14 protein-coding genes are annotated in these 13277 nt (G+C 71.8%); 1 reads left to right on the top strand and 13 read right to left on the bottom strand.

Going from position 1 to position 13277, the window contains the following annotated elements; all coding sequences use genetic code 11:
- Positions 1-3: 3 nt before the first annotated feature.
- The 12 genes from LZP97_RS24780 to LZP97_RS24725 all read right to left on the bottom strand — a co-directional run bounded on the left by LZP97_RS24780 (position 4) and on the right by LZP97_RS24725 (position 11245).
- On the bottom strand, positions 4-717 hold the full coding sequence (locus tag LZP97_RS24780; RefSeq protein ID WP_048773319.1) for a metallophosphoesterase family protein: 714 nt from the start codon (positions 715-717) through the stop codon (positions 4-6).
- Positions 714-980 carry a BON domain-containing protein gene (locus LZP97_RS24775; protein ID WP_048773321.1) on the bottom strand — a complete coding sequence of 89 codons (267 nt, stop codon included), beginning with the start codon at positions 978-980 and terminating at the stop codon, positions 714-716. Before LZP97_RS24775 ends, LZP97_RS24780 begins: the two co-directional genes overlap by 4 nt.
- Positions 977-1609, bottom strand: coding sequence for a nucleotidyltransferase (locus LZP97_RS24770; RefSeq protein WP_029539981.1), 633 nt, complete (start codon positions 1607-1609; stop codon positions 977-979). Before LZP97_RS24770 ends, LZP97_RS24775 begins: the two co-directional genes overlap by 4 nt.
- Positions 1610-1637: 28 nt before the next feature.
- Positions 1638-2291 (bottom strand): HAD family hydrolase, encoded by a 654-nt coding sequence (locus LZP97_RS24765; protein WP_048773323.1) that lies wholly within the window; start codon positions 2289-2291, stop codon positions 1638-1640.
- Positions 2288-3139 (bottom strand): acyl-CoA thioesterase, encoded by an 852-nt coding sequence (locus tag LZP97_RS24760; RefSeq protein WP_017682262.1) that lies wholly within the window; start codon positions 3137-3139, stop codon positions 2288-2290. The genes LZP97_RS24765 and LZP97_RS24760 overlap by 4 nt, the downstream gene beginning before the upstream one ends.
- Positions 3140-3155: 16 nt before the next feature.
- On the bottom strand, positions 3156-4814 hold the full coding sequence (locus LZP97_RS24755) for an AMP-binding protein (protein WP_048773325.1): 1659 nt from the start codon (positions 4812-4814) through the stop codon (positions 3156-3158).
- A gap of 46 nt (positions 4815-4860) precedes the next feature.
- Positions 4861-5958 carry an acyl-CoA dehydrogenase family protein gene (locus LZP97_RS24750; RefSeq protein WP_048773327.1) on the bottom strand — a complete coding sequence of 366 codons (1098 nt, stop codon included), beginning with the start codon at positions 5956-5958 and terminating at the stop codon, positions 4861-4863.
- The gene (locus LZP97_RS24745; protein ID WP_048773329.1) at positions 5955-7148 is read right to left on the bottom strand and encodes an acyl-CoA dehydrogenase family protein; all 1194 of its coding nucleotides are present in this window, start codon (positions 7146-7148) and stop codon (positions 5955-5957) included. Before LZP97_RS24745 ends, LZP97_RS24750 begins: the two co-directional genes overlap by 4 nt.
- Before the next feature lie 32 nt (positions 7149-7180).
- On the bottom strand, positions 7181-8215 hold the full coding sequence (locus LZP97_RS24740) for a phosphotransferase family protein (protein WP_048773331.1): 1035 nt from the start codon (positions 8213-8215) through the stop codon (positions 7181-7183).
- Positions 8202-9041 carry an enoyl-CoA hydratase-related protein gene (locus tag LZP97_RS24735; RefSeq protein ID WP_017682342.1) on the bottom strand — a complete coding sequence of 280 codons (840 nt, stop codon included), beginning with the start codon at positions 9039-9041 and terminating at the stop codon, positions 8202-8204. The genes LZP97_RS24740 and LZP97_RS24735 overlap by 14 nt, the downstream gene beginning before the upstream one ends.
- A 132-nt stretch (positions 9042-9173) precedes the next feature.
- On the bottom strand, positions 9174-10436 hold the full coding sequence (locus tag LZP97_RS24730; protein WP_040273896.1) for a SpoIIE family protein phosphatase: 1263 nt from the start codon (positions 10434-10436) through the stop codon (positions 9174-9176).
- The gene (locus LZP97_RS24725) at positions 10436-11245 is read right to left on the bottom strand and encodes an alpha/beta fold hydrolase (protein ID WP_010593716.1); all 810 of its coding nucleotides are present in this window, start codon (positions 11243-11245) and stop codon (positions 10436-10438) included. The genes LZP97_RS24730 and LZP97_RS24725 overlap by 1 nt, the downstream gene beginning before the upstream one ends.
- A 153-nt stretch (positions 11246-11398) precedes the next feature.
- Between LZP97_RS24725 and LZP97_RS24720 the strand changes: the two genes are divergently transcribed.
- A complete protein-coding gene (locus LZP97_RS24720) occupies positions 11399-12430 on the top strand; it encodes a phosphotransferase family protein (RefSeq protein WP_010593715.1) in 1032 nt (343 codons plus the stop codon).
- Here LZP97_RS24720 and LZP97_RS24715 read toward each other — a convergent pair.
- Positions 12427-13209, bottom strand: coding sequence for an IclR family transcriptional regulator (locus LZP97_RS24715; protein ID WP_026138139.1), 783 nt, complete (start codon positions 13207-13209; stop codon positions 12427-12429). The two genes, LZP97_RS24720 and LZP97_RS24715, sit on opposite strands and share 4 nt — an antisense overlap.
- Between the last annotated feature and the right edge of the window lie 68 nt (positions 13210-13277).

Genomic DNA, 13277 nt, shown 5'->3' with positions numbered 1-13277 from the left:
CGATCAGTTCTCGAACCGATACACCGCGTACGCGGTGCGGATGACCGGCTGTGCGACGTTGCGGACCCGCACACCGCCCGGGGTCGTGCCGCGCTCGCACCCCGCGTGTGCGTGCCCGTGCACCGCGAGATCGAGGTGGAACTCGTCGATCGGCTCGCCCAGCAGATACGACCCGAGGAACGGATAGATCTCGGCGGGCTCGCCGCGCAGGGTGTCGCTGATCGGCGAATAGTGCAGCAGCGCCACGCGGACGTCGGCACCGTCGAGCTCGGCGACGGCGCCACGGAACCTGTCGGCCAGTTCCACGGTGTGCCCGGCGAACTGCTTCATCTCCGGCTCACCGAACGCGCTCGCGCACTTGCCCGCGAAACCCCCGCCGAACCCCTTGGTTCCCGCCACGCCGAGCCGGGCCCCGTCGACGTCGAGGACGACCGACTCCCCCTCGAGCACGACGATGCCCCGGTCGCGGAGCAGCTCGGTGATCTCGTCCTCGGCATCGCTGTGGTAGTCGTGGTTGCCGAGCACACCGACGACGGGCACCGCAAGATCGCCGAACTCGTCGGCGACGACGCGCGCCTCGTCGACGGTGCCGTGCCGAGTGAGGTCACCGGCGAGCAGCAGCACATCGGCGTGCTCGTGCAGGTGTTCGAGAGCGGGCCGCAGATGCCCGCGGGCGTCCTCGGCCAGGTGTACGTCTCCGACGGCAGCAATCCTCATCGCAGTTCCTCCACCGAGGTTCCGGGGTCGCGCGAGTCGACCACGTGCACGTCGTTGTGGACGGTGACGCCCGGCAACTGTTCCTGCACCACCACGCTCAGCGCGTCACGACGCGCGGCGCTGGCGACCTCGCCGGTCAGGTAGACGTCGGTGCCGCGGATCGTGACACGCACGCCTTGTTCGGCGGTGCGGGGGTCCTCGGCCAGGGCGCGGTGCAGGTGCGCCACCACGTACTGCGGGTGCTCCGGGTGTTCGTGACTCATCGTCGGGCCTCCGGGTCGGGTTCGATGATGCCCAGATCGGCGAGCAGGCCGAGGAAGGCGCGGGCATACGGCGACGCGGCCGTCGCGGTGGCCACCTGCCCCCAGTCCACCTGCTCGCGCAGGGCGCGGGCGATACGCAGCAACGGCGCGAAGTCGCAGCGGTGGGCGTCGAGCACGTTGAGCTTGTCGCTCATCAGGTCGGTGCCGCTGATCACCGGCGCCGCGGTCGGACCGATGCGCATCCACTGTGCGCGGGCGAGCATCGAATCGTCGACGTCCCGGTCGTTGGGCCGGAAGATCAGGTCCACGAGGTGATCACCCTCGTAGACCTTGCTCAGCCAGTTCTCGGGCGGGTCGACGGGACGCATGCCGGCGGCGACGAGCGCCTCCCGCGCGGCGTCCACATCGTGCGGGCGGACGAACAGGTCCACGTCGTGGTCGGACGCCGGGCCACCACGGGCGTACACCGCGCAGCCGCCGCCGACGGCGAACCGCACCCCGGCCTCACCGAGGGTGTTCACCGCCTTTGTCAGCACCTGCAGCAGCTGCCTCTCCTTGACCGACTCGTCCGACGAGCCCGCAGCGCCGGACGGCGCGGCATCGAGACCGTGAGGATGTGCGTTGGTCATGGGTGGCGGGTACCCGCGCGCCCGGGGCTCACACCTGGCCGGGCACCTGCCCCGTCACGAAGCCGAATCGCTCGGCGAGCTCGGAGCGGGTGCGGTCGGCGTCGGTGTGCAGCACGCCGGCGATTCCGATCCGCGCCGCTCCGTCGAGGTTCTGCTGCAGGTCGTCGATCATGACGGCCTGTTCGGGGGCGACCCCCAGGCGCTCGCACGCGAGGGCGTAGATCCGGCGCGACGGCTTACGGATGCCGACCTCGGCGGAGATCACCACCTCGTCCGCGAGTGCGGTCAGCTCGAAGCCCGCGTAGCAGTCCCGTCCGAAGGCGTTGGACACCAGCGCCACCGGCACGCCGGCGGCCCGCAGATCGTCGAGGAGGGCCACCGTCCGGTCGTCGCGCCGCAGCCCGGCCTGCATCCGGGCGGCGAGTCCTTCCGCAGTCACGGCAGCTCCGTGGGCGCGGAGCCGTCCGGCGAAGCCCTGCTCGAACTCCTCCGCGTCGATGCGCCCCGACTCGTGGTCGGCGAGCAGCCGTCGCGAGTCCGGGTCGCCGCCGAGCAGCCGCAGCGGCAGTCCCGGATCGCCGAGTGCCGCGCCGAACTGCTCGAACGCGGCGAACACGCTCGTGGTGAGCACGCCACCGAAGTCGACGAGGACGGCCGAGCGCTCGGGCGCGGCGCGGTTCATCGATCCCGCCCTTCGGAGCGTCCGGCACCGACGGCCGCGGCGCGCTCGGTGTGGAACCGCACCATGCCTTCCTGCGCGACGGCGGCGACCAGTCGTCCGGTCGTGTCGAAGATCTGTCCCTGGATCAGGGCGCGTCCCGAATCGGACGACGGCGACACCTGATCGAACAGCAGCCATTCGTCCACCCGGAACGGCCGCAGGAACCACACCGCGTGGTCGAGCGACGCCCCCTGGATCGGCCTTTCGGGATGCGGCAGGACGGCGATGTCGAGCAGCGCCATGTCGCTGCAGTAGGTCAGGGCACAGGCGTGCAGGACCGGGTCGTCAGGCAGCGGGGTGCGGTGCCGGATCCACAGCCGCCGGCGCGCCGGCGCGTCGGGTGTGGCCTCGTCCGCCGGGAGCCAGCGACGTTCCCAGTCGTCCCACTCCGGGAAGTCGTACCACGCGGCCCACGGGCGCCCGTTCTCCGTGACCTCCTCCGGTCCGGTCGTGGGCGGCATGGCCGTCTGGTGGGCGTGCCCGTCGTCACCGCGGTGGAACGAGGCGGTCAGGGTGAACACGGTCTCGCCGTCCTGGACCGCGGTGACGTAGCGGGTGCGGAAGCTGCCGCCGTCCCGCACGGCGTCCACGTGATAGTCGGCGGGCTCGAGCGGCCGGCCGGGGCGCAGGAAGTGGCCGTGCACCGAGTGCACGCCGAACTCCTGCGGCACGGTCCGTGCCGCCGCGGCGAGCGCCTGCCCCGCGACCTGACCGCCGAAGGTGCGCTCCATCTCGGTCGGCACCGGGGCGGCGCGGAACGTCGCCGGGGCGATCTCGCGCAGGCGCAGGATCTCGTCGATGCTCGGCACGTGTCTCCTCCTCGGGTCAGGACGATGCGACCCTGCGCATCTCGCGGCGCAGGATCTTCCCGCTGGTGGTCTTGGGCAGCTCGTCGAGGATCTCGACCGACCGGGGTGCCTTGTAGGCGGCCAGCCGCTCGCGGCACCAGGTCACCAGTTCGTCCGGGTCGACCTGCTGGTCCGGGCGCAGGCTCACGAACGCGGCGACCGACTCGCCGCGGTAGGAGTCGGGCACGCCGACGACCGCGGCCTCCCGGACCGCCGGATGCCGGTAGAGCACGTCCTCGACCTCGCGGGGCCAGACCTTGAACCCGGAGGCGTTGATCATGTCCTTCTTGCGGTCGACGACGTACACCCAGCCCTGTGCGTCCATGAAGCCGACGTCACCGGTCAGCAACCGTCCGCCCGGAATGGACTGGGCAGTGGCCTCGGGCAGATTCCAGTAGGCGGGGACGACCATCGGCCCCTCGACGGCGATCTCCCCGACCTCGCCCGGTCCGAGGTCCTTGCCGTCCTCGTCGACGATGCGCACCATCGCGGTGGGCAGCGGCAGACCGATGGACAGTGTGCCCGAGTCCGGATCCACCGGCGCCTCACGACCGGAAGGCACGACGACGCAGGGCGCACTGGTCTCCGTCAGGCCGTACCCGTTGCGGATGTAGAGGCCGGTCCGCTCGCGGAAGCGTTCGACGATGGCCGGCGGCAGCGGCGCGCCACCGGAATTGAGAGTCAGCAGCGACTCGAACGCGTCCGACGAGAACGACGGATGTGCCAGCAGCGCCATGAACGCGGTCGACGGGCCGACCATGAAAGCGGGCCGCTCCCGCTTCAGGACGTCGAGCACCACCCCGGCGTCGAAGCGGTAGGCCAGGACCAGCGGACCGGCCAGATCCACCGCCGTGAGCAGCTGCACGACCATCCCGGTGATGTGGAACAGCGGCGCGAGCGCGAAGATCGGCGAACCCGCCGGGATTTCGTCGTACAGGCGCAGCAGTACGCAGTTGACGGTGAGGTTCGCGTGGGTGTTGGTGGCACCCTTGGGCAGTCCGCTCGTCCCGGACGTGTAGGAGACGAGCGCGATGTCGTCGGGGACCAGGCCCGGGTCGGGGACGGGGCGGCCGGCCCACTCGCGGGCGACCTCGAGCAGATCGGGGACACCCGGGGTCCGGCGGCGCTCGACACCGGCGAAGAGCCGCTCGTCGTTCGAGGTCTGCAGGTCCAGCTCGCTCGCCGTCAACGCGATCGTCACGCCCGCCCCGGCGGACCGCTCCGCCACCCGGTCCGCCCACGCCTGTTCACCGCACACGACGGCGACGACGCCTGCGTCGGTGAGGATGTGGTCGAGCTCGTCCTTGTACATCGGGTTCAGCGGCACCACCGCGCCGCCGGCTTTCCACGCACCGAACAGCGCGAGGACGAACTGTGGCACGTTCTGCAGGTACACGGCGAGCCGGTCACCCTTGCGGAATCCCTGCGCGAACAGGTACGCCGCCACCCCGTCGCTGAGCTCGTCGACCTCCCGATACGTCAGCGCCGCACCGAGATACGTGATCGCCGGCCCGTCCGGCGCCGTGGCGACGGCGTCCGCGAACACCTCGAGGGTGGTCCGCCGCGGGACGGGCCCGGCCTCGGCTACGCGGGGATCGTACTGCGCCATCCAGGGCCTGTCGTCGTACCAGCTCATCGTCGCGACACCTGTCCTCTCGTGTGTGGTTGCAGCGCAGTCGAGTTCATGCGACCGGCAGGTCGACGAGCTCGGCCAGGCGGGCGCGGTGCCGGGACGGGACGCCGAGCGCGAGCTGATCGGCCTTGGCCCGCTTGAGGTAGAGGTGCGCCGGGTACTCCCAGGTCATTCCGATGCCGCCGTGCAACTGGATGCACTCCTCGGCGGCGTGCACCGCGACGTCGCTGCAGTACGACTGGGCGACGGCGGTCGCGATCGCGGTGTCGTCGTCGCCGCGCGCGTACGCGTCGGCCGCGTACCGGGCGGCCGACTGCGCCGCGCCCACCTCGAGCCACAGGTCGGCGAGCCGGTGCTTGATCGCCTGGTACGAGCCGACGGCGCGACCGAACTGGCGGCGCTCCTTGACGTAGGCGACGGTCGTCTCGAGGCACCACTGGGCCATCCCGAGCTGCTCGGAGGCGAGCAGCACCGCCCCGCACCGGAGCGCCTCGGCCACCGCCGCTGCCGCGTCGCCGTCGTCGACGCGGGTGGAGGCGGCCCCGGTGAACTCGATGTCGGCGATCGGCCGGGTCATGTCCAGTGACAGCACGGGGGTCACGGTGACGCCGGGCGCATCCGACCGGACGGTGTGCAGTTCGAGGCCGTCGGGCCCCGCGACGGGGACGACGAGCACGTCGGCCTCGTGTGCTCCGGCAACGCTGGTGACCCGGCCGGTCAGGCCGTCGCCGGTGCGACGCACCCCGGTGATCGCGGCGTCCGGCCCCGTCGACAGCGGGACCGCGAGGGCGCCGGTGACGGCACCGGCCGCCAGGTCCGGCACAGTCCCGGTGTCGCCGGCACGCAGCAGCGCGACGGTGGCGAGCACCGCGCTCGACAGGTACGGCACCGGGGCGGCGGCCCGGCCGATCTCCTCCATGACGACCGCGGCCTCGCGGGTGCTCGCGCCGCCGCCGCCGAGAGATTCGGGGACCAGCAGTCCGGCCAGTCCGAGTTCGACGGCCACGGTCTTCCACACGCCCGAGAAGTCAGCGGGCGCGGCGTCGTACGCGGTCGTCACGACGGACGCAGGGCAGCGTTCGGTGAGCATGCGACGGACGCTGTCGCGCAGGGCGTCCTCGGTGTCGGAGTACAGCAGGTCGGTCATCGCGCCAGGTCCTTCCACGGAATGTCCTTGTCCACACGGTGTTCCGGCGGTAGTCCGAGCACCCGCTCGGCGACGACGTTGCGCAGGATCTCCGACGTGCCGCCCTCGATCGAGTTGCCCTTGGCGCGCAGGTACCGGTATCCGGGTTCGCGGCCGGTGAAGTCCACCGATTCGGGCCGGCGCAGGGTCCAGTCGTCGTAGCGCAGGCCCTGCTCGCCGTGCAGTTCCACCTCGAAGCCCGAGATCGTCTGGGCGAGGCGGGCGAATGCGAGTTTCATACCGGAGCCTTCCGGGCCGGGCTGGCCCGCGGCGAGCTGCTGGCGCAGGCGTTCGCCGGTCAGCCGGGTCACCTCGGCCTCGACCCACAGCCGCATCAGCTCGTCGTGCCGCGCCGGGTCGCGCACCTCGGGGCGCTCGCGCCAGGCCTCGGTGACCTTGCCGATCATGCCGCCCTCGCGGGGCGCACCGGAGCCGATCGCGACGCGTTCGTTGTTGAGGGTGGTGGTGGCGACGCGCCAGCCCTGCCCTTCGTCACCGAGCCGATCGGCGTCGGGTACCCGCACTCCGGTGAGGAACACCTCGTTGAACTCGGCCTCACCGGTGATCTGCCGCAGCGGCCGCACGTCGACGCCGGGATCGCTCATGTCGAGCAGGAAGTACGTCAGCCCTGCGTGTTTGGGCACGGACGGATCGGTGCGGGCCACCAGGATCGCCATCTGCGCGTTCTGTGCGCCGGAGGTCCACACCTTCTGGCCGTCGACGATCCAGTCGTCACCGTCGCGGACGGCGCGGGTCGCGACGGCGGCCAGGTCGGAGCCGGCGCCGGGCTCGCTGAACAACTGGCAGTAGATGTGCTGTCCGGTGTAGATCGGGCGCAGGAACCGGCTCTTCTGCTCCTCGGTGCCGAAGGCGGCGATGGTGGGGGCGGCCATGCCCAGGCCGATGCCGTTGCGGCCGGCGGCAGGCCGGGGCGCGCCGGCGGCGGCCAGTTCGGCCTCGACCTGCGCCTGGTGGCTCTGCGGCAGGCCGAGCCCGCCGTGGCCGGGCGGGAAGTGCACCCAGGCGAGGCCGGCGTCGAATCGTGCGCCGAGGAAGTCCTCGGGCCGAATTGTGCTCGGATCATGTTCGGACAGAAGCGTCTTCACACGCGCGGAGAGGTCGCGTGCGGTCGTCTGCTCGTCGGGGGACATCGTCGTCTCCTGCGTGTCGAGGGGTCGGGGCGTCAGATGCCGGCGTCGTCGGCGATCTCGCGGGCCTTGTGAACCAGGGCGTCGATGCGTTCGATCGTGGGAGTGCCGGCCGCGGCCTTGTTCTGCGGTTCGTCGAGCGCGCGGCGCATCACGCCTTCCGCGATCACCGCCACCTTCCACAATCCGAGCGCGTGCCAGAACTGCAGTGCCGCCGGGTCGCGGCCCGTCTCGTCCAGGTAGACGGCGGCGAGTTCGGCGCGGCTGGGGAAACCCTCGAGGGTGGAGGCGGGAAAGTCGCCGCCGGTGTCCTCCCCGGGCTCGGGCCAGTAGGCGAACAGCGACCCGACGTCGGCGAGCGGGTCGCCGACGGTGGACAGCTCCCAGTCCAGCGCCGCGACGACGTCACCGCCGTCGTACGAGGTGATGACGTTGCGCAAATGGAAATCGCCGTGCACCAGGGTGGTTTCGTGCTGCGGAGGCACCGCGGCCAGGAGCCGGCGGGTCAGGTCGTCGAGTTCGGGCAGCTCGCGGGTCTTCGACTTCTCCCACTGGCCGGCCCAGCGGTGCAGCTGCCGCTGGGCATAGGGCTTGGGCCGGGCCAGGGCGGCGAGGCCCGTGCTGTCGAGGTCCACGGCGTGGATGCGGCCGAGCGTCCGCGCGAGCGACAGCCCGATGCGGCGGCGGCGCTCCGGCGTCAGGGACTCGGCGACGGACATCCGGTCCACCACCTGTCCGTCGACGTACTCCATGAGCACCATCGGCACGTCGCTGATCGCCGGATCGTCGGTGAGCCCGAACACCGTCGGTGTCGGCACGTCGGTGGACTCGAGCGCCGAGAGGATGCGGGCCTCGCGCGCGACGTCGTGCGCGGACGCCAGCAGGTGCCCGAGCGGTGGTCGCCGCAGCACCCACCGGCGCCCGTCGCCGTCCTGCACGAGGTAGGTCAGGTTCGACTGGCCGAGGCCGATGCGATCGAAGGTCAGCGGTGCGGTGTGCTCGATGCCGAGATCGCCCAGCCAGCGCAGGATCGCGTCCGGGTCGATGCCGACGGTTTCACGCAGTGGCATGGGCGCTCCCGGGCAGGGCGGCGAACTCGGGGGCGCGCCGCTCGAGGTGGCTGGCGACGCCCTCGGCGACGTCGGGGCCGCGGAAGGCCTCGACCATCAGGCGGTCCGCGGCGGTCACGGCGTCGGGGTAGGACCGGTCGGCGTCGGCGCGCAGCTGCGTCTTGATCGTCGCCATCGATCGCGGTGAGCAGCGGACGGCGAGGTCGGTCGCGTAGGCGACGGCGGCGTCGACGACGTCGCCGGTGGTGACGAGGTGATCGAGCAGGCCGATCCGGTGGGCCTCGCCGGCGTCGATCATGCGGCTCGACAGCAGCAGGTCCGCGGCGCGGCTGTGGCCGACGACGCGGGGCAGCAGCCAGGTGACGCCGTATTCGGCGATGAGTCCGCGGCGCGCGAACGCGGTGGTGAAGCGGGTGGTCGCGTCGCCGAAGCGGACGTCGCAGTAGAGGGCCTCGACCAGGCCGAGTCCCGCGACGGGGCCGCGGATCGCGGCGACGATCGGCTTGCGGACGCGCAGCGGGAAGTCGCGCGGGCGCGGGCGCACCAGGTCGTCGTCCGTGGCGTCGGCGACGTGGCGCAGGTCGTCGAGGTCGGCACCGGAGCAGAATCCGCGGCCGGCGCCGGTGACGACGACGGCCCGGACCTGCGGGTCGTCGTCCGCCTGCTCGAGCAGGTCGAAGTAGCGGTCCTCGAGGGCGTTGCTCCAGGCGTTGAGCTTGGCCGGCCGGTTGAGGGTGAGCAGGACGACCGGTCCGCGCCGCTCGGCGAGGACCAGGTCGTCGGTGGTGGCCACGCCGCGGGTCGTCGCGGCGGGTGCGTCGGTCATCCGGTGCTCCTTCACAGCAGGGAGTCACATAACTTGACGTCAGATTCAAGTTGCTGAGCGCTTGCATAGTGTGCGCCGGGGACGGTGTGATGTCAATCGCTTCCGGCAGCCCCGTGTGACCGGGAACCCGGGTCAGGACCCGACGCTGCGGCGCGGCGCGTGGACGGCGAGGACGGCCGTGTCGTCCTCCACCCCGGTGCCCAGGGTGTCGAGGAGGTCGCGGACGGCGGCGACGGCCTCCGCGGCGGTGACCGGACCCAGCCTCCGGGCGAAGTCGAGCAGAGCCTGCTCGCCGAAGCGCTCGTCGGCGCCCGGAGCGGTGCGGGCCTCGGTGAGACCGTCGGTGTAGAGCACCAGGGTGTCGCCGGGATCCAGCCGGACGACGGCGCTGGCGATGTGGGCCCGCGGCAGCAACCCGATGAGCTGTCCACCCGGAATGTGCACGTAGTCGGCGCTGCCATCGGCGCGCAGCAGCAGAGCCGGCGGGTGCCCACCCGACGCCAGCGTGACGCGGAAGCTGCCCGGCGACGCGTCGGGGGTGAGCATCCCGAACACGACGGTGCAGAACCGCGGATCGTGCATGCGGTACCGATCGACGAGGACGGTGTTCAGGTCGGCCAGGACCGCCGACGGGCCGGAGGCGTAGACGGCCGCGGCACGCACGGTGTAGCGCGCGACGGAGGTCATCACCGCCGCGGCCGCCCCCTTACCGCACACGTCGCCGAGGAACAGGCCCCAGGTGCCGGCACCGAGCGGGAACAGGTCGTAGAAGTCGCCGCCGACCTCGTCCGGAGAGGCGATGTGGTAGTGCGCGGCGACATCGAGACCGGGCACCTCGGGCAGGTCGGGTGGCAGCAACGTCGCCTGGAGGGTGCGGGTCAGCCGCTGCAGGCGTCGTCGTTCGTCCTCGGCCTCCCGGCGAGCGCGCAGCAGTTCGGTCTCGTACGCCCGGCGCTCCCGGGCGTCGAAGACGGTGGTGCGGATCAGCAGGGGCTGCCCGCCGCTGTCGTACCGGACCACCGACGTGACCAGGACGGGCAGGCGGGTGCCGTCGGCCGCCCTCAATTCCAGTGCGATGCCGCTGATTTCCCCCTGCATGCGCAGCAGCGGGGCGAAGTGGGTCTCGTGGTAGAGGCGGCCACCGACCGTGAGCAGGTCGGAGAAGTACCGCCGGCCCACCACGTCGTCGCGCCGGAGTCCCAGCCACTGCAGCAGAGTCGCGTTGATCTTCGCGATCCGCCCGTCCGGCAGGGTGGACAGGTAGCCGCAGGGCGCGTTCTCGTACAGGCTCTCGGCGCTGTCCTCGGCCAGCGCGGCGCGCATCTCGCGATCCTCGCCCGCCGTCGCCCCGGCGCCCGGGTTCCGGCCGTCGTCCGTCTCCCGGGCCGGGATCATCAGCCCACCGAACCAGCGAAGGCGGCGATCGTGGCCACGGTCTCGTCCGGGGCACTGAGCTGCGGGCAGTGCCCCGTGGCGTCCAACGTCACCAACTGGCTTCCCGGAATCTGCGCGTGGACGAACGCACCCACCTCCGGCGGGGCGATCGCGTCGCGGGAGCACTGGGCCACCACGGTCGGAACACTCACGTTCGCCAGGTCCGCCCGGTTGTCGGAGAGGAAGGTCACGCGGGCGAAGACCCGGGCGATGGCCGGATCGGTGCGGCAGAAGGCGGCGGTCAGTTCCTCGCCGAGTTCGGGACGTTCCGGATTGCCCATGATGGCGGGCGCCATCGCACCCGACCAGCCCAGGTAGTTCGCCTCCAGCGACTCGAGCAGCTCGTCGATGTCGGCGACGCTGAACCCGCCCCGATATCCGGTGGACGGATCGTCGACGAAGCACGGCGACGGGGCGAGCAGCACCAGCCCGGCGAACGCGCCGGGGTCGCGCGCGGCGGCGAGCACCCCCATCATCGCGCTCACCGAATGCCCGACGAAGACGACCGGTCCGAGATCCAGCGTCCGGCACACCGCCAGCACGTCGTCGGCGTAGCCGTCGAGATCCGAGTACCGCTCCGCGCTCCACGCCGACAGATCCGATCGGCCCGCGCCCACGTGGTCGAACAGCACCACGGTGAAGTCGCGTTCCAAGGCCGGCACCACCAGTCGCCACAGGTTCTGGTCGCAACCGAACCCGTGTGCCAGCACCACGACGGGCGCGCCGGCCCGGCCGGTGACGCGTACGTGGTTTCTGGTGAGGACATTCACGGGCCTCATACTCGCACGGTCGCCGAGATCCCATCCCCGTGGACGGCGTTCCGGAACTTTCGGCCCGCCCGGCACGGCACGCACCGATCGGTGCGCGGGGCGGGTAGGCATGAAGGATCCGCACACACGACTTCCCACCGAGAGCAGAGCGCGATGGCCCAGTCGAATGCCGCGAGCGAGCCGATCGGGATCGACGCCGCGCGCGTCACCGCGTGGTTCGTCGAGAACCTCCCGGCGGTCGCACCGCCGCTGCACTTCGAACTGATCACCGGAGGCCGGTCCAATCTGACCTACCGGGTCCGTGACGACGCGGGGACGCGGTGGGTCCTGCGCCGGCCGCCGACCGGGACGCTGCTCTCCTCCGCCCACGACGTCGTGCGGGAGTGGCGCATCCTCGACCTGCTCGCCGGCGGCCCGGTGCCGGTACCGCCGGTACTGGGCTACTGCACCGACCACGCGGTGACGGGCGCGGACTTCTACGTCATGACGCATGTCGACGGCATCGTCCTCGACGATGCCGAGACGGTCGCCGCGCTCCCCCGGCAGCACCGGCGGGCCGCCTCCTACAGCATCGTGGACACCCTCGCGAAGATCCACGCGGTGGACACCACGACCGGACCGCCGGCGCAGATGCGCAGACCCGGCAGCTACCTCGAGCGCCAGTTGCGGCGCTGGAGCCGCCAGCTCGCCGACGGCGGTGTCGGTCCCGGTCCCGTGTGGGACGTCCACGACCTCCTGGCCCGGAACCTGCCCGCCGAACGGTGGACCGGGTTGGTGCACGGCGACTTCCGGCCGGGCAACCTCCTGATCGGGCCCGACGGTGAGGTCCGGGCGGTTCTCGACTGGGAACTGTGGACCGTCGGCGACGTCATGGCCGACCTCGGGTGGCTCACCGCCACCTGGGCCTCGGCCGACGTGATCGGCTGGGCACCCGATCCCGCCGAGGGTTTCCTCGACGTCGACACGGTCGCCGCGCGGTATGCCGACACGACCGGACGCGATCTCGACGACCTGCGCTACCACCAGGCCTTCGCGCTGTGGAAGCTCGCCGCCATTGCGGAGGGTGTGGCGGCGAGGTTCCGCGCCGGGACGATGGGCGGTCAGGACATCGACGTCGACGCCCTCGCCCGGCGGCCGGCGCAGCTGGCCGAGATGGCCCGCGAGGCCCTCGCCGGACGGTCCTAGCCCGTTCGCCGGGGGCGGTGGCGCAGCAACTGGGTGAGCCGGTGCGCCTGCCGAAGCAGCAGTTCCCCGAGTTCGGGGCGGCGATCTTCGCGGAAACGGCTCTCGACCCCGGTGATGCTCAACGCCCAGGCCGGTGCGTCCCGGTGGTCGAAGACGGCGGCCCCCATCCCCCAGCTTCCCTCCACGAGCAGGGCGGGATTGGTGGAGTAGCCGGCCAGGCGCGTCGCGGCGATCCGTTCCTCCACCGCGTGCCGGGTGTGGTCCGGTCCCCACCCCGCGGTCAGGTCGGTGCGGGACAGGTACTCGTCGATGTCGCGGTCCGAGAGATGGGACAGGATGACCAGGCCCGCGGACGCGACCCCGAGTGGCAGCCGGATGCCGACGTGCAGGACGTGGGAGCGCAGCGGAAAGCTGCCCTCCTCACTGGCGAGGCACACGGTCTCGTCCCCGCGCCGGGCGGACAGGAAGGCGCTCTCACCGGTCTCCCGCGCGAGATCGCGCAGGACATCCCGGGCGAGGTCGGTGATGTCGTACCGGCCGGCCGCCAGCGAACCGAGGAGGTAGAGCTCGGGTCCCAGCGACCATCGGCCGGTCTTCGGGTCTCGGTCGACGAGTCCCTCGTCGGCGAGCGAGGTCAGCAGGCGGTGCACCGTCGGCCGTGCGAGGCTCGTCGCCCGCGCGAGGTCGGACGTCGACGATCCGACCGGTTCGTGCCCGGCGATCGCCCGCAGGAGCGCTCCGACCCGCGCGATCACCTGAGGTCTCTGCTCGTCCGTCATGCCCCCAGAATACGTCCACTCAGTGAACGCCATCCGTAACGACGTTCCGATGGGCGAGCAATCTCGAA

Source organism: Rhodococcus sp. DMF-1, assembly GCF_021441945.1.
Classification (GTDB): Bacteria; Actinomycetota; Actinomycetes; order Mycobacteriales; family Mycobacteriaceae; genus Rhodococcus; species Rhodococcus ruber.
Note: the sequence above shows the minus strand (reverse complement) of the source record. Positions and strands in the feature narration are given on the sequence as shown.